Below are 15,581 nucleotides of genomic sequence, written 5' to 3'. Positions count from 1 at the left end.
GCGTCAGACGTTGACGCCGAAGTCCTGGGCGATGCCGACCAGGCCCGAGGCGTAGCCCTGGCCGACCGCGCGGAACTTCCACTCCGCGCCGTTGCGGTACAGCTCGCCGAAGACCATGGCGGTCTCGGTGGCCGCGTCCTCCGACAGGTCGTAGCGGGCGATCTCCGCGCCGCCGGCCTGGTTGACGATGCGGATGTACGCGTTGCGGACCTGGCCGAAGTTCTGCGAGCGGTTCTCCGCGTCGTAGATCGAGACCGGGAAGACGATCTTGTCGATGTCGGCCGGGAGGGCCGCCAGGTTGACGTTGATCGCCTCGTCGTCGCCGGCGCCCTCGCCCGTGCGGTTGTCGCCGGTGTGGACGATGGACTGGTCCGGCGTCTCCTTGTTGTTGAAGAAGACGAAGTGGGCGTCCGAGTAGACCTTGCCCTGGGTGTTCACCGCGATCGCGGAGGCGTCCAGGTCGAAGTCGGTGCCCGTGGTGGTGCGGACGTCCCAGCCGAGGCCCACGGTGACGGCGGTCAGGCCCGGAGCCTCCTTGGTGAGCGAGACGTTGCCACCCTTGGACAGGCTTACAGCCATTGTTGGGAGTCCCTTCCCTCGTGTACGTACGGCAAGAAAGCTACAGCTACCCCCATGAACGACGAGGGGGGTACGCAAGGTTCCAGCTCCCTTTACTTTCTTTACCTCGGCTCGGATATTCGGGTGACGTGGGCGGCGGGAGCGCGGGAACATGGACCCCATGTCCCCCGTCTCCGGCCCCGGCCCGCACGTCGTCCGAGGCTCCGTCTCCCTCCCGGAGGCCGAGCTGATGTGGCGTTTCTCGCGGTCGTCCGGCCCCGGCGGACAGCACGTCAACACCAGCGACACCCAGGTCGAGCTGCGCTTCGACCTCGCCCGCACCGAGGCGCTGCCCGAGGTGTGGAAGCGGCGGGCGCTGGAGCGGCTGGCCGGCCGGCTGACCGACGGCGTCATCACCGTCCGCGCCTCCGAGCACCGCTCCCAGTGGCGCAACCGCGAGGCCGCCGCCGTACGCCTCGCCGCCCTGCTCGCGGAGGCCACCGCCCCGCCGCCCAGGCCGCGCCGCCCGACCCGCGTCCCGCGCGGGATCAACGAGCGCCGGCTGCGGGAGAAGAAGCAGCGCGGGCAGACCAAGCGGGGGCGTTCCCCCAAGGGCTGGGACTGACGGCGGGCCCGGTCAGCCCAACTGCCGGTACCGCCCCCGGAAGTACGTCAGCGGCCCGCCCTCCGCGCTCGGCACGGAAGCGGTCAGGACCCGGCCGATGACCAGCGTGTGGTCGCCGGCCGCCACCCGCTGCTCGGTGCGGCACTCCAGGGTGGCCAGCGCGCCGCCGACCAGCGGGGCGCCGGTCCGCGCGCCCGGGGAACAGGGGATGTCCTCGAAGAGGAGGCGGTCGCTGAGGCGGCCCTTCATCGCGAAGCGGCCGGCGATGTGCCGCTGGCTCTCCGACAGCACCGACACCGCCCACAGGGGCTGCTCGTCCAGCAGGTCGTCCATCCGGGAGCCCTCGCGCAGGCTCACCAGCACCAGGGGCGGGTCCAGGGAGACGGAGAGGAAGGCCGTGGCGGTCATGCCCACGTACTCCCCGGGCGGGGCGCCGGGGTCGTCCGGGTCCAGGGACGGCTCCTGGGCGGTCACCAGGACCACGCCCGAGGCCAGCCGGGACATGGCGGCACGGAACTCGTCGTTGCTCACCCCCTCAGCATGCACGGCCGTGGCGGAGGGGGAGGACGGGGTGGCGGGGCTGGTCTCGGACACGCCCTCACGCTAACGGCCGTCCGTCCGCTCCCGCATCGGGCTCCGGTCCCGGACGGGACCTAGGACCAGGGGCGGAGAAGCAACGTCACTATTTGCGTTCAGGAAGCGTAAGGGGAAAGTGCGGAAAGCCCGCCCAATTGTTCATCTTTCGCTGTGACTTGAGTCACAAGAGGTAGGAATTGTTGACCCTGTGTACCGAGTGGGCAGCGCGCTGTGATTCAGTGGCGGGGAAGCTGCAAGAGCATCATCGATACCCCATCGATGGATCATCGTGCACCATCCGGCAAAGGCGCCGAAGAGAACCCTTGATTCGCTGCGAGGTCTCGGGGGGAGGGCGAGCATGGAGACCGAGTCGGAGCCGTACGTCCGCCTTGCGTCCCTTCGGCAACTGCACCAGGCCATGGCCGACATGAACACGGCCCGCAGCCTGGCGGACACCCTGCAGACCGTCGCGGACGGCGTCGTCCACGCCCTCGGCTACGAGATGGCGGCCGTCAACCTCGTCCGCCCCGACGGCGACCTCGTCGTCGCCGCCTTCGCCGGGAACGCGGCCGCCGAGGCGCTCATCACCGGCCGCGTCGGCCCCCGCGCCTCCTGGGACCGCCGGCTGAACATGGGCGAGCGCTGGGGCGACCTGATCTTCATCCCGCACACCGAGGGCTGGGTCCTCGACGACGACGACGTGCCCCAGTGGTACACCGACGGGCCCGCGCCCCGCTTCGAGGACGAGTGGCACCCCTCGGACCGCCTCTTCGCCCCGATGTACGCCCCCGGCCCGCAGGGCGGCGGCACCAGCGGCGAGCTGATCGGCGTCCTCTCCGTGGACCGCCCGCGCAACGGCCGCCGTCCCGGCGCCTGGGGCCGCGAGGCTTTGCAGATGTACGCGTTCCAGGCGGCCATAGCGATCAGCAACGCCCGGCTCCGCTCCAACATGCAGCGCGCCCTGGTCCGCCTGGAACGCGAGCAGCAGGCCCTGCGCGCCAGCGAGGAGAGCTTCCGGCAGGCCTTCGAGTACGCCCCCTCCGGCATGGCCATCGCCGAGATGGGCGGCGACCAGCACGGCCGCATCCTGCGGTCCAACGACGCCCTGTGCCGGCTGCTCGGCCGGCCCGCCTCCGCGATGCGCCGCTACTCCTTCTCCGACCTCGTGCACGCCGAGGACATAGGCACCCTGCTGCGCACCTCCGCCGAGGGCGGCCGGGCCGAGCTGCGGCTGCGCCGCCGGGACGGCTCCTACGTCTGGGTCTCGCTGCGCAACAGCGTCGTCGCCGACGCCGCCGACGGGCCCCGCTTCCTGCTCACCCACGTCGAGGACATAGAGGAGCGCAAGCGCCGCGAGCTGGCCCTCGCCCACCGCGCCTCCCACGACTCCCTCACCGGCCTGCCGAACTCCGCCGAGCTGCGCTCCCGCCTCTCCGCCCGGCTCTGCACCCGCCCCCAGGCGGCGCACTCCGCGGTCGACGCCATGGACTCCGCCTACGGCGACACCCCGCACGGCGCCTACGCGGAGACCGCGCCCGGCGACCCCGTCTTCGACTCCGGCGGCCACTACTTCGACTTCCCGCCGCACCCGGCGCCGTACGAGACCCACGACCACCATGTGCACGCCGTGGCCCCCGAGGGCGACCGGGACGACGGCACCAAGGGGCTCGCGGTGCTCTTCTGCGACCTCGACGGCTTCAAGTCGATCAACGACCGGTTCGGGCACAACGCGGGCGACGCCGTCCTCATCGAGGTCGCCCGCAGGCTCTCCGGCGGCGTCCGCGACGGCGACACCGTGGCCCGGCTCGGCGGCGACGAGTTCGTCATCCTCGCCGACGGCCTCGGCCGGGCCGACGCGGCCGACCTCGCCGTACGGCTGCGCAACGAGATCGTGCAGCCGATCCGCGCCGAGGGACGGGCCGTCCGGGTGGGCGCCAGCTTCGGCATCGGATGGGCGCACTGCGGCATGACGGCCGACGAGGTCCTGAAGTCCGCGGACGAGCGGATGTACATCGAGAAACGATCTCGTCCCAAACAACATCGGCGGGCGGGATGATCCCCAGGTCAGCGAGTTGATGCGGTCCGCGTCACCCGTTCGGGTCATCGACACCGGGTAGGCTCGGCCTCTCACCACATGTACCGCACCCGCACCGCACCTGGTTAGGAGACCTAGGGATGACGCCCGGCAACAACGGCGCGAGCACGCCCGAGGACGACGACCCCTTCGGCTATCTGTACGCCGACGGGCAGGCCAACGGGGCCCAGCCGCCGTCCGGTGGTTACGGCTACCCGAACTCGGTCAACCGTGTGCGCCCGGTCGGTACCCGGCAGTACGGCGGGCCGGCCGCCGCCCCGCAGGCGGCCCCGCCGCAGCAGGGTGCCTACGGCCGGCCGAACGCGCCCTACGGCACCCAGGCCCCGCACTACGCCGCCCCGGAGACGCTCCCCGGCGGCGCCCCCGCCGGACCGCAGCAGCCGGGGCACGGCGGCGGGCGCGGGAGCCGCGGCGGGCGGCGCGGGCCGAACACCAAGGGGCTGCTGATCGGCGCGATCGCCGTGGTCGCCGCCGTCGTCATCGGCATCGGCATCGCCATGACCAGCAGCGGCTCGGACGACGACAAGACCGGCGACCGGGCGGGCGGGGCCTCCCCGACCACCTCCCAGTCGTCGGAGCCGTCCCCGTCGGCCAGCAGCAGCGCGCAGAACGACCCCGGTTCCGGCCTCCCCGCCGCCGACGCCGGCACCCTCGACCTCCAGGGCGGCGCCACCACGGCGTCCGACGTCGAGGGAGCCAAGTCCGCCGGCGGCGCCTACGTCACCGGCTTCAACGCGGTCGGCGCCAAGGTCACGTGGAACGTGGACGGCATCGCCGACTCCGGCACCTACCGGCTCTACGTGCGCTACGGCATCCCGGGCGTGGACGCCGACGCGACGGCGGTCGTCAACGGCAAGGCGAACGCCCAGCCCATCAACATGGCCAACTTCGGCAAGATGCCCGAGGGCGACTGGGAAAAGGGCTGGCAGACCACCTGGGTCAACGTCAACCTGAACAAGGGCACCAACGTCATCGAGATCGCCTGCAACCAGGGCAACCAGTGCAACGCGGTCCTCGACCAGGTGTGGCTGGAGCCGGAGAAGGGCCAGTAGGGCCGGCCCGGTCCGCCGGGCCCGCACGGCATCAGGCCGCGCTGCCGGCCTCCGGCAGCACCGTGACCCGGGCGAGCACTTCCTCGTACGCCGCCCGGTCGAACTCGCCCGCCACCGGGGCCAGGACCGTCGCCGCCGACAGGGCGACCGCGCGGGCCAGCCGGTCCGGCCAGGGCAGCCGCTCGGCCAGCCCCGACAGCAGCCCCGCGACCGCCGAGTCGCCCGCGCCGGTCGGGTTGCCGCGCACCCGGGCGGGCGGCGCGGCCCGCCAGCGGCCCTCCGCGGTCACCGCCAGCAGCCCCTCGGCCCCCAGGGACGCCACCACCGCCCGCGCCCCCCGCCGCCGGGCGTCCTGCGTGGCCCGCAGCGGCTCGTAGGAGCCGGTCAGCTCGGCCAGCTCGTCCGCGTTCGGCTTGATCAGGTCGGGCCGGGCGGCGACCGCCCGGCGCAGCGGCTCCCCGCTGGTGTCCAGCAGCACCGGCACCCCGGCGGCGCGCGCGGAGCGCACCAGCCCGGCGTAGGCGCCCACCGGCACGCCCGGCGGCAGGCTGCCGCACAGGGCGACCGCCGAGACGCCGGCGAGCAGATCCTCGTACGCCTCCTGGAAGGCGCGCCACTCGGCGGGCGAGATCAGCGGGCCCGGTTCGTTGAGCTGGGTGGTGTCGCCGGTGTGCTCGTCGACGACGGCGAGGGTGCGCCGGGTCGCGCCGGCCACCGGCAGCAGCGCGTCCACCAGCCGGGCCTGGCCGGCGAGCGCCGCCCGGACGGCGTGCCCGGTGCCGCCGCCCGCGAAGCCCGTGACCGTCACCTCGTGCCCGAGCGCCGCCAGCACCCGGGCCACGTTGACGCCCTTGCCGCCGGGGCGTTCCGTCACCTCGGTGACCCGGTGGGAGGCGTGCGGCTTCAGAGCCGGGACGCGATAGGTGAGGTCGAGAGCGGTGTTCAGCGTGACCGTGAGGATCACCGGGCCGGCCTCCCCCGAGTGCGTGCGTGCGTCCGTCCGTCCGTACCGGAGTGTTCCGCCGTGCTCCGGAGCTTCGATCATGCCAAACGGACGGCGGTCGGCCCAGCCCCGGGGCGGCCGGGACCCGCCCGACTCCGGGACGGATCAGTCCAGTCGCTGACCGGCCGCCCCGGGCTCGACCACCCACGCGCCGCGGCGCATCACGCCGACCACGTCGAACGCGGCGTCCAGCACCACCAGGTCCGCGTCCTTGCCCGGCTCCAGGGACCCCACCCGGTCGGCGAGGCCGAGCAGCCGCGCCGGGTTGGCGGAGATCGCGGCGACGACGTCCTCGACCGGCAGCCCGTCCACCGTCACCGCCCGCTTGAAGGCGCGGTCCAGGGTGAGCGTGGAACCGGCGATGGAGTCGCCCTCGACCAGCCGGGCCACCCCGTCGGTGACCTCCACCTCCAGCGGGCCCAGCAGGTACCGGCCGTCGCCGAAACCGGCCGCGTCCATCGCGTCCGTGATGAAGGCGACCCGGGCGGCGCCCGCGTGGTGGAAGGCGAGCCGGAGCGCGGCCGGGTGCAGGTGCGTACCGTCGTTGATCAGCTCGACCGTGACCCGCTCGTCCTCCAGCAGGGCGGTGATCGGACCAGGGGCCCGGTGGCCGATCGGCGGCATCGCGTTGAAGAGGTGGGTGGCGACGGTCGCGCCCGCGTCGATCGCCCGGAGCGTCTGCTCGTACGTGGCGTCCGTGTGCCCGACCGCCGCGATCACGCCGTGCTCGGCGAGCAGCCGTACGGAGTCCAGGCCGCCCGGCAGCTCGGTGGCGAGCGTCATCATCCTCGCGTGGCCGTGCGCGGCGTCGATCAGCTTGCGCACCTCCGCCGGGTCGGGGTCGCGCAGCAGCTGCTCGTCGTGGGCGCCCTTGCGGCACGGGGAGATGAACGGGCCCTCGAAGTGGATGCCGGCGATCTCTCCCTGCTGGGCCAGCTCGGCGAGCATCCCGGCGTGCCGGGCGAGGAAGTCCAGGTCGCCGGTGACGGCGGAGGCGACGACGGTGGTCGTGCCGTGGCGGCGGTGGGTCTCGACGCCCCGGAGGACGTCCTCGGCGGTGCCGCCGGCGAAGGAGGCTCCGCCGCCGCCGTGGTTGTGCAGGTCGACGAAGCCGGGGACGATCCAGTGGCCGGTCAGGTCGATGACCTGGGCGTGGCCGGGGGCGGTGGCGGCGATGCGGGTGCCGTCGACGGCCACCCGGCCGCCGGGGACGGTTCCGGTGGGGAGGACGACGTCGGCGCCGGACAGGAGGAGGGGTGCGCGGTCCGCCGCGGCGTGCGGCTCTGCTGTGGCTGGTCGCGCTCCGCGACGGAGTCGCGTGTCGGCGCTGCCCCGCGCCCCTGGGTCGGCTGCCATCACGACGTTTCCTCCGTACGGTCCGTTGGGTTCAGGAGATCCCAGGCCAGGAGTCCCGCGCCGAGACATCCGGCGGTGTCGCCCAGGGCGGCGGGGACGATGGACGGCTGGGTCTGGAAGGTGATCCGGCGTGCGACGGCCTCCCGGAGCGGTGTGAACAAGGTTTCCCCGGCTTCCGCCAGCCCGCCACCGATGATCAGCGTGCGGGGGTCCAGCAGGGTGAGGGCGGTGACCAGGCCGGCGGCCAGCGCGTCGACCGCCTCCCGCCAGACGCGTACGGCCGCCGGGTCCCCGGCCGCCACGGCCCCGGCGCAGTCCGCGGCGCCCGCCGCCGGGTCGCCCGAGGCCGCCGCCCACGCCTCGCCCACCGCGCTCGCGGAGGCGTACCGCTCCAGGCAGCCGCGCTGCCCGCACGGGCAGGGCACGCCGTCGGGGCGGACGACGACATGGCCGATCTCGCCCGCGAAGCCGTGCGCGCCGCCCTCGACCCGGCCGTCGATGCCGATGGCGCCCGCGATGCCGGTGCCGAGCGGGACGAAGAGGAAGCGGTCGGCGCCCCGGCCCGCCCCGATCCGGCCCTCGGCGAGCCCGCCGGTGCGCACGTCGTGGCCGAGGGCGACCGGGACGCCGCCCAGCCGCTCGCTCAGCAGGGCGCGCAGCGGCACGTCCCGCCAGCCCAGGTTGGCGGCGTAGACGGCGGTGCCGCGCGCGTCGTCCACGATGCCGGGGACGGCGACGCCGGCCGCGGCCGGGGCCGAGCCGAACCGCTCCGCGCCGAGCGCGGCCAGCTCGGCGGCGAAGTCCAGGATGCCGTCGACGACCGCCTCCGGGCCGCGCTCGCGGCCGGTGGGGCGGCGGGCCCGGTGCAGCGGCTCGCCGTCCGGCCCGGCCAGGGCGGCCTTCATCCCGGTGCCGCCCACGTCCAGGGCGATGACATGTCTCACGGGGACAGTGTGGCCCGATGACCCGCGAGAGGTCTAGTCCACTCGCGTGGTGTAGACCTTGATCCGTTAATCGGACGAAGGTCGGCGGAAAACGGTCGGCGGAGCGGGGAGCGAAGAGTGCGGCGGCGTGGAAAAGGGACGATCGCGGTGGTGTCCGCCCTGGGCATGGCGGCGGTCCTCGGCGGCTGCGGGATCGGCTCGGGCGGTTCGGACGGCGTGACCCTGCGCCTGGTCGCCGCCGACTACGGCGACAGCGAGTCCACCGGCTCGCAGCGGTACTGGGACGAGCTGGCCGAGTCGTACGAGTCCGGCCACCCCGACGTGGACGTCGAGGTCACCGTCTACTCGTGGAACGACGTCGACCGCAAGGTCCGCGAGATGGTCGACGCGGGCGACGCGCCCGACCTCGCCCAGATCGGCGCGTACGCCGACTACGCGGACGAGGGCCTCCTCTACCGGGCCGACGACCTGCTCTCCATCCCCACCCAGGCCGACTTCGTCCCCCAGCTCGCCGCCGCCGGCAGGGTCAACGGGGTGCAGTACGGCATGCCGTTCGCGGCGTCCACCCGCGTCCTCTTCTACAACAGGACCCTCTTCGCCGAGGCCGGCCTGTCCGCGCCCAGGAGCTGGGCCGACCTCGCCGCCGCCGCCGAGGCGCTGAAGGCCGACGGGGTGGCGTACCCGTACGCGCTGCCGCTCGGCCCCGAGGAGGCGCAGGCGGAGACCATGCAGTGGATGCTCAGCGGCGGAGGCGGCTACACCGACGCCACCGGCACCTACAGCATCGACTCGCCCGAGAACACCGCCGCCTTCACCTGGCTGAAGGAGAACCTGGTCGACAAGGACCTCACCGGACCCGTCCCGCCCGCGAAGCTGAACCGGGCCGACGCCTTCGCCGCGTTCGCCAAGGGCGAGGTCGGCATGCTCAACGGCCACCCGTCCCTGATGGCGATGGCCGAGAAGCAGGGCGTGAAGTACGGCATGGTGCCCACCCCCGGCGCCGACGGGCCGAGCGGCAGCACCCTCGGCGTCACCGACTGGATGACCGCGTTCAAGAAGAACGGCCACGCCGAGGAGGCCGGCGCCTTCCTCGACTTCGTCTACGACGACGAGAACGTCCTCGACTTCTCCCGCCGCTACGACCTGCTGCCGGTCACCGGATCCGCCTCCGAGACCATGGCCGCGGCCGAGGAGGACCAGGACCTGAAGCCCTTCCTCGACGAACTGCTGACCTCCGAGCTGTACCCGGTGGGCGAGACCTCCTGGGCGGCGGTCAGCGCGCAGATCAAGAAGGAGATCGGCAAGGCGGTCGCCCCCGGCGCCGATCCCGGGGCCGTGCTCCGGCTGCTCCAGACCGCGGCGAGCCGGGCCGACGACGCGAGCTAGGCCGGCGACGCGTGCCGGGCCCGAGCCGGCCGGCACCGGTTGTCGGTGCCCGGCGTTACCGTGCGGGCATGGACCAGGAACGACAGCCGCTGGGGGAGCGGGAGCTGCGCGTCCTCGCGCTGGAGCGCCGCGGCTTCCCCGGCCCCGGCGCGAAGGAACGCGCGATCCGCGAGGAACTCGGCCTCGCCCCCGTCCGCTACTACCAGCTCCTCAACGCCCTCCTGGACGACCCCCGGGCGCTGGCCGCGGACCCGGTGACGGTCAACCGGCTCCGCCGGGTCCGCGCGGCCCGCCGCACCGAGCGCTGAACCGCCCGGCCGATCACCGAGGCGTGCGGACGCCGCCTTGGGGATAGGTTCGCCGTATGGGCAGCCACACGGACGCACACACCTCTACGGACCCCCTGCCGACCCCCGCCACCGCGGCCGGGCGCGCGGGGCTCGACGCGCTGGTCGCCGACCCCGGCCGGGCGGTGATCGCGCTCGACTTCGACGGCACCCTCGCCGAGATCGTCCCCGACCCCGACCAGGCCCGAGCCCACCCGGACGCGGTGCCCGCGCTGGCCGCGCTCGCCCCGAAGGTCGCCTCCGTCGCGGTGATCACCGGCCGTCCGGCCGAGGTCGCCGTCCACCACGGAGGCTTCGCCGGCGTACCCGGCCTGGAACACCTCGTCGTCCTCGGGCACTACGGCGCCGAGCGCTGGGACGCGGCCACCGGCACCCTCTCCGCGCCCGCCCCGCACCCCGGCGTCGCCGCCGTCCGCGCCGAACTGCCCGCGCTGCTGGAGCGGGCCGGGGCGGAGGGCACCCGGGTCGAGGAGAAGGGCCGCTCGGTCGCGGTCCACACCCGCCGGGCCACCGACCCGCAGGCCGCCTTCGAGGCCCTGCGCGGCCCGCTCACCGGCCTCGCCGCCCGCCACGGGCTGATCGTGGAGCCGGGCCGCATGGTCCTGGAGCTGCGCCCGCCCGGCATGGACAAGGGCGTCGCCCTCCTCGACCACGCCCGCGGCCTCGGCGCCGGCACGGTCCTCTACGCCGGCGACGACCTCGGCGACCTGCCCGCCTACGACGCCGTCGACACGCTCCGCGCCGAGGGCACCCCCGGCCTGCTGGTGTGCAGCGGCAGCGACGAGGTGACGGAGCTGAAGCGCCGCGCCGACCTGGAGGTGCCCGGCCCGGCCGGAGTGGTCGCCCTCCTCGCGGCCCTCGCCCGCCGCCTGGCCTGAGACAAGGTCACGAGCAGTCGGCCCGTCTGTCACAGGCGCGTCCTGACGCCCCGCGCGAGGCAACCGGGCCGGCGCTCCCCGCTCTCCTGGAACACGAAGGCCCGCTCACCGGGCCCGCGACCCACAGGAGACACCATGTCCGCTCGCAGGACCCCGCTGCTCGCCCTCGCCGCCCTCGTCGCCGGCCTCACCCTCACGGCGTGCGGCAGCGGTGGCGGCGACGACAGCGCCGCTGCCTCCCAGGCCCCCGCGACCGCCTCGCAGACCGCCGCCGCGCCCTCCACCCCGGCCGCCCCCGCCTCGGACGCCGCCTCGGCCTCCGCGACGACCGGCGCCCCCGCCGAGGGCACCGCCGCGGACGGCGGCCCCGCCACCACGGACCCGGCCGCCCAGCCCGACGACCGCTGCACCAACCGCGTCGACTACGCCGGCGACCCCCGCTCCAACGCGGAGATCAACTCCATCGGCGACGACACCGGCACCTGCCCGGCCCCGCTGACGGGCACCTCGGCCAAGGGGGACACCAAGTGCACGGACCTGATCGACTACGCCGGCGACTCCCGCTCGAACGCGGAGATCAACTCGATCGGCGCCGACACCGGCTACTGCCCGGCCGTCCTGACGAAGTAGCGGGACGAGACAGCGGGACCAGACAGCGGGACGAGGCAGCGGGACGAAGCAGGAGGACAAGACAGCGGGACGGGGCCGGGGGACGACCGGGCTGCGGGACTCAGCCCCGCAGCGCCTCCAGCTGGTCCAGGAACCACCGGGCCGGGGGCAGCGCCGTCGCCGCCGCGGCCAGCCGCTTCGACCGCTCGGCCCGCTCCCCGTCCGGCAGGCTCAGCGCCTCGTGCAGCGCCTCGGCCGTCCCCGTCACGTCGTACGGGTTGACGACGAACGCGTCCTCGCCCAGCTCCTCGTACGCCCCCGCCTCCCGGGACAGCACCAGCGCGAACCCCGCGTCGGAGACGACCGGCACCTCCTTGGCGACCAGGTTCATCCCGTCCCTGATCGGGTTGACCAGCGCCACGTCGGCCAGCCGGTACGCCGCCAGCGACCGCGCGAAGTCGTCCTGGACGTGCAGCACGACCGGCGTCCAGCCCGCCGTGCCGAACTCCTCGTTGACCGACTCCGCGACCCGCCGCACCTCGGCCGTGTAGTCCCGGTAGACCTCCAGATCCTGCCGGGACGGGTAGGCGAACGCGACGTGCACCACCCGTTCGCGCCACTCCGGCCGGTCCGCCAGCAGCCGCCGGTAGGCCAGCAGCCCGCGCACGATGTTCTTCGACAGCTCGGTCCGGTCGACCCGCACCACGACCTTGCGGCCCTCGCCGATCTGCTCCCGCAGCGCCGCCATCCGTTCGTCCACGTCCGCCTCGCGCGACCGCTTCCGCAGGAAGTCCGCGTCCGCGCCCAGCCCGTGCACGCCGACGACCGTCTCCCCGAGCCCGCCCGCCAGCGCCTCGCAGCACGCGGTGAACGCGTCCGCCCAGCGCCGGGTGAGGAACCCGAGCCGGTCCGCGCCCAGCATCCCGCGCAGCACCTGCCCGGCGATGTCGTCCGGGAGCATCCGGAAGTACTCCACCGGCGCCCACGGCGTGTGCGAGAAGTGGCTGATCCGCACGTCCGGGCGCAGCTCGCGCAGCATCCCCGGCACCAGCGTCAGGTGGTAGTCCTGCACCAGCACGGCCGCGCCCTCGGCGGCCTCCTCGGCCAGCGCCTCGGCGAAGGCCCGGTTGAACGCCTCGTACGACGCCCACTGCCGGCGGAACTCCGCGTCGAAGACCGGCTCCAGCGGCGTCTGGTACAGCATGTGGTGGACGAACCACAGCACCGAGTTGGCGATCCCGTTGTACGCGTCCGCGTGCACGTCCGCCGGGACGTCCAGCATCCGCACGCCGTCCTCGCCGGCCCCGCGCCGCACCGCCTCCCGGTCGCCGTCGGACAGCGCCGAGCACACCCACAGCGCCCTCGCGTCCGGCCCGATCGCCGACAGCGCAGAGACCAGGCCGCCGCCGCCGCGTTTCGACCGCAGCGAACCGTCCTCCTGGATCTCGTACGAGACCGGTCCCCGATTGGAGGCGACCAGCACCTGGGCAGCACCGAACGACGAAGACGTGGAAGCCATACGCCTCAACCTAGCCCGGTCACGACCAGCTCAAACGTACGTTCACGCCACCTCGCGCCGGGCGTACTCGGCGATCTCCCGCATCGGCGGCCGCTCCTCGGTGTCCACCGAATAGGTGCGCGGCTCGAAGCCCGCCTCACCCCGCTCGAACTGGGTGAGCGCCGGCCGGATCAGATGCCCGCGGGCCAGCCGGAGCTGCGCGGTGCGGTAGATCGCGGCGGCCATCCGGCCCAGTGCCTGCCCGTCCTGGTGCCGGTGCCTGCGCACCCCCACGTCCACCTGGGCCAGCGCGTCCAGGCCCACCAGGTGCAGCGCGTCCACCAGCATGCCCAGCTCCACCCCGTACCCGACCGGGAACGGCAGCCGCTCCAGGAGCGACCGGCGGGCCGCGTACTCGCCGCCGAGCGGCTGCACGAACCCGGCCAGCTGCGGCCAGTGCATGTTCAGCAGCGGGCGGGCCATCAGCTCGGTGACCCGGCCGCCCTGCCCGGCCGCGCCCGCGAGCGGCCGGTCGTACATGGCCTTGACCAGGTGCACGTCCGGGTCGGTGAGCAGCGGGCCGACGATGCCGGTGACGAAGTCGGAGGAGAAGTCCTTCAGGTCGGCGTCGACGAAGGCCACGATGTCGCCGCTCGTCACCAGCAGCGACCGCCACAGCACCTCGCCCTTGCCGGGCACCGGTGCGATCCGCGGCAGGATCTCGTCCCGGTGCACGACCCGGGCGCCGGCCGCCGCGGCCACCTTCGCGGTGGCGTCCGTCGACCCGGAGTCGACCACCACGATCTCGTCGACCAGCGGCACCTGGCACATCAGGTCGTGGCGGAGGGCCGCGACGATGTCGCCGACCGTCTCCTCCTCGTTCAGCGCGGGCAGCACGACGCTGACCGACTGGCCGCCGCGCTGCTTCGCGGCCAGGATCTGGTGGAGCGGCCGGTCGGTCACGGACCAGGAGCGCGCGTTCAGCCACCGCTCGACTTCTTCCAGCACGGTCCCGGCTCCTCCCTGTACGGACCACGCACCGCTCGTGTGATCCATCTCGCGCATCGGACGACTATCTCAACTGTCCTGGCCTTCGGTTACAGTCTTGAACAACGCGGATGACCATCGCATGTCGGGGGTGGCCACCGCTGACAACCACATACAGCTCATCCAGAGGGGCAGAGGGACACGGCCCGATGAAGCCCCGGCAACCCTCCAGTCGGCACTCGTGAAGAAGCGGGGCTCCCGGCTCGGGAAGGTGCCAAATCCGTCTCACGACGAGATGCGTCGTGAGGAAGATGAGGAGAAAGGGCCTCGCCTCCATGGCTGTGCAGACTGCCGAAAGCACCACCTCTCCCGCTGCCGCTCCGGTCGATCTCGGTCCCGCCGCGGCGCTCTCCTGCCGGGAATGCGGCCACCGCGTGCCCCTCGGCCCGGTCTTCGCCTGCGAGGAGTGTTTCGGCCCGCTGGAGATCGCTTACGACTTCTCCGGATACGACACCGAGAAGCTCCGCGCGCGCATCGAGGCGGGCCCCGCGAACATCTGGCGGTACGCGCCGCTGCTCCCCGTCCCCGCCGACGTCGCGGACAAGCCCAACATCAACCCGGGCTGGACCAAGCTCGTCAAGGCCGACCGCCTCGCCGCCGAGCTGGGCGTCACCGGCGGCCTGTACGTCAAGGACGACTCCGGCAACCCGACGCACTCCTTCAAGGACCGTGTCGTCGCGCAGGCCCTGGAGGCCGCCCGCGCCTTCGGCTTCACCACCCTGTCCTGTTCCTCCACCGGCAACCTGGCCGGGGCCGTCGGCGCCGCCGCCGCCCGCGCCGGCCTGCGCTCGTGCGTGTTCATCCCGCACGACCTGGAGCAGGGCAAGGTCGTCATGGCCGCGGTCTACGGCGGCGAACTCGTCGGCATCGAGGGCAACTACGACGACGTCAACCGCTTCTGCTCCGAACTGATCGGCGACCCGGCCGGCGAGGGGTGGGGCTTCGTCAACGTCAACCTGCGCCCCTACTACGCCGAGGGCTCCAAGACCCTGGCGTACGAGATCTGCGAACAGCTCGGCTGGCGGCTGCCCGACCAGCTCGTCGTGCCCATCGCCTCCGGTTCCCAGCTCACGAAGATCGACAAGGGGCTCAGGGAACTGATCGAGCTGGGCCTGGTCGAGGACCGGCCGTACAAGATCTTCGGCGCCCAGGCGGAGGGCTGCTCTCCGGTGTCCACGGCGTTCAAGGCGGGGCACGACGTGGTCCGCCCGCAGAAGCCGGACACCATCGCCAAGTCCCTCGCGATCGGCAACCCGGCGGACGGCCCCTACGTCCTCGACATCGCCCGCCGCACCGGCGGCGCGGTGGAGGACGTGGACGACGAGCGGATCGTCGCCGCGATCAAGCTCCTCGCGCGCACCGAGGGGATCTTCGCGGAGACCGCGGGCGGGGTCACCGTCGGCGTGACGAAGAAGCTCATCGAGGCCGGCGTGCTCGACCCGGCCCTCACCACCGTCGTGCTCAACACCGGGGACGGCCTCAAGACGCTGGACGCGGTCGCGGGGACGGGGCTCACGGCGACGATCCGGCCGAACCTCGACTCCTTCCGCGAGGCGGGGCTGGCCTGACGGCCGCCGTCCCTCGTCCGCGGCCGGCGGTACCGGCCG

The 15,581-nt window shown here is 73.6% G+C and carries 15 protein-coding genes and 1 riboswitch; of the genes, 8 read left to right on the top strand and 7 right to left on the bottom strand.

All coding sequences use genetic code 11. From position 1 onward, the window contains the following. Positions 1–3 precede the first annotated feature (3 nt). Positions 4–579 carry a TerD family protein gene (locus Sdagh_RS19470; protein WP_189414433.1) on the bottom strand — a complete coding sequence of 192 codons (576 nt, stop codon included), beginning with the start codon at positions 577–579 and terminating at the stop codon, positions 4–6. A 160-nt stretch (positions 580–739) separates the two neighbouring features. Between Sdagh_RS19470 and arfB the strand changes: the two genes are divergently transcribed. After that, positions 740–1,183: an alternative ribosome rescue aminoacyl-tRNA hydrolase ArfB gene (gene arfB, locus Sdagh_RS19465; RefSeq protein WP_370594898.1), complete on the top strand. Its 444-nt coding sequence runs from the start codon at positions 740–742 to the stop codon at positions 1,181–1,183. Between the two features lie 12 nt (positions 1,184–1,195). Here arfB and Sdagh_RS19460 read toward each other — a convergent pair whose 3' ends face one another. Then, the gene (locus Sdagh_RS19460) at positions 1,196–1,777 is read right to left on the bottom strand and encodes a flavin reductase family protein (RefSeq protein ID WP_190076652.1); all 582 of its coding nucleotides are present in this window, start codon (positions 1,775–1,777) and stop codon (positions 1,196–1,198) included. Between the two features lie 340 nt (positions 1,778–2,117). Here Sdagh_RS19460 and cdgB point away from each other — a divergent pair, with 340 nt between their 5' ends. Both cdgB and Sdagh_RS19450 read left to right on the top strand, forming a co-directional pair. Next, positions 2,118–3,815, top strand: coding sequence for a diguanylate cyclase CdgB (gene cdgB / locus Sdagh_RS19455; RefSeq protein ID WP_190008898.1), 1,698 nt, complete (start codon positions 2,118–2,120; stop codon positions 3,813–3,815). A 119-nt stretch (positions 3,816–3,934) separates the two neighbouring features. Then, positions 3,935–4,906 (top strand): CBM35 domain-containing protein, encoded by a 972-nt coding sequence (locus Sdagh_RS19450; protein WP_190076651.1) that lies wholly within the window; start codon positions 3,935–3,937, stop codon positions 4,904–4,906. A gap of 31 nt (positions 4,907–4,937) precedes the next feature. Here the strand turns inward: Sdagh_RS19450 and Sdagh_RS19445 are convergent, their stop codons facing one another. The 3 genes from Sdagh_RS19445 to Sdagh_RS19435 all read right to left on the bottom strand — a co-directional run bounded on the left by Sdagh_RS19445 (position 4,938) and on the right by Sdagh_RS19435 (position 8,209). Continuing rightward, a complete protein-coding gene (locus Sdagh_RS19445; protein ID WP_190076650.1) occupies positions 4,938–5,870 on the bottom strand; it encodes a 1-phosphofructokinase family hexose kinase in 933 nt (310 codons plus the stop codon). A 144-nt stretch (positions 5,871–6,014) separates the two neighbouring features. Continuing rightward, a complete protein-coding gene (gene nagA / locus Sdagh_RS19440) occupies positions 6,015–7,265 on the bottom strand; it encodes an N-acetylglucosamine-6-phosphate deacetylase (RefSeq protein ID WP_226535456.1) in 1,251 nt (416 codons plus the stop codon). Beyond that, positions 7,265–8,209: an ROK family protein gene (locus Sdagh_RS19435; RefSeq protein ID WP_189414439.1), complete on the bottom strand. Its 945-nt coding sequence runs from the start codon at positions 8,207–8,209 to the stop codon at positions 7,265–7,267. The genes nagA and Sdagh_RS19435 overlap by 1 nt, the downstream gene beginning before the upstream one ends. A gap of 117 nt (positions 8,210–8,326) precedes the next feature. Between Sdagh_RS19435 and Sdagh_RS19430 the strand changes: the two genes are divergently transcribed. The 4 genes from Sdagh_RS19430 to Sdagh_RS19415 all read left to right on the top strand — a co-directional run bounded on the left by Sdagh_RS19430 (position 8,327) and on the right by Sdagh_RS19415 (position 11,450). Beyond that, the gene (locus Sdagh_RS19430) at positions 8,327–9,595 is read left to right on the top strand and encodes an ABC transporter substrate-binding protein (RefSeq protein ID WP_442777977.1); all 1,269 of its coding nucleotides are present in this window, start codon (positions 8,327–8,329) and stop codon (positions 9,593–9,595) included. 68 nt (positions 9,596–9,663) lie between these two features. After that, on the top strand, positions 9,664–9,903 hold the full coding sequence (locus Sdagh_RS19425; protein WP_189414440.1) for a DUF3263 domain-containing protein: 240 nt from the start codon (positions 9,664–9,666) through the stop codon (positions 9,901–9,903). A gap of 56 nt (positions 9,904–9,959) precedes the next feature. Next, positions 9,960–10,820, top strand: a complete 861-nt coding sequence (gene otsB / locus Sdagh_RS19420; RefSeq protein ID WP_189414441.1) for a trehalose-phosphatase — start codon at positions 9,960–9,962, stop codon at positions 10,818–10,820. A gap of 135 nt (positions 10,821–10,955) precedes the next feature. Continuing rightward, positions 10,956–11,450, top strand: coding sequence for a hypothetical protein (locus Sdagh_RS19415; protein ID WP_189414442.1), 495 nt, complete (start codon positions 10,956–10,958; stop codon positions 11,448–11,450). A 100-nt stretch (positions 11,451–11,550) separates the two neighbouring features. On the opposite strand, the gene Sdagh_RS19410 is transcribed toward Sdagh_RS19415, so the two are convergent. Continuing rightward, entirely contained in the window at positions 11,551–12,948 is a 1,398-nt protein-coding gene (locus Sdagh_RS19410) for an alpha,alpha-trehalose-phosphate synthase (UDP-forming) (protein ID WP_190076649.1), read from the bottom strand. Between the two features lie 42 nt (positions 12,949–12,990). Further along, a complete protein-coding gene (locus Sdagh_RS19405) occupies positions 12,991–13,935 on the bottom strand; it encodes a glucosyl-3-phosphoglycerate synthase (protein WP_189414444.1) in 945 nt (314 codons plus the stop codon). 155 nt (positions 13,936–14,090) lie between these two features. After that, positions 14,091–14,232, top strand: a riboswitch (SAM riboswitch). A 17-nt stretch (positions 14,233–14,249) separates the two neighbouring features. Between Sdagh_RS19405 and thrC the strand changes: the two genes are divergently transcribed. Then, on the top strand, positions 14,250–15,542 hold the full coding sequence (gene thrC / locus Sdagh_RS19400) for a threonine synthase (protein ID WP_189414445.1): 1,293 nt from the start codon (positions 14,250–14,252) through the stop codon (positions 15,540–15,542). Positions 15,543–15,581 lie beyond the last annotated feature (39 nt).

Source organism: Streptomyces daghestanicus (assembly GCF_020521275.1).
GTDB lineage: Bacteria > Actinomycetota > Actinomycetes > Streptomycetales > Streptomycetaceae > Streptomyces > Streptomyces griseoviridis.
The sequence above is the reverse complement of the archived record's forward strand: the minus strand, read 5'-3'. Positions and strand labels throughout refer to the sequence as shown.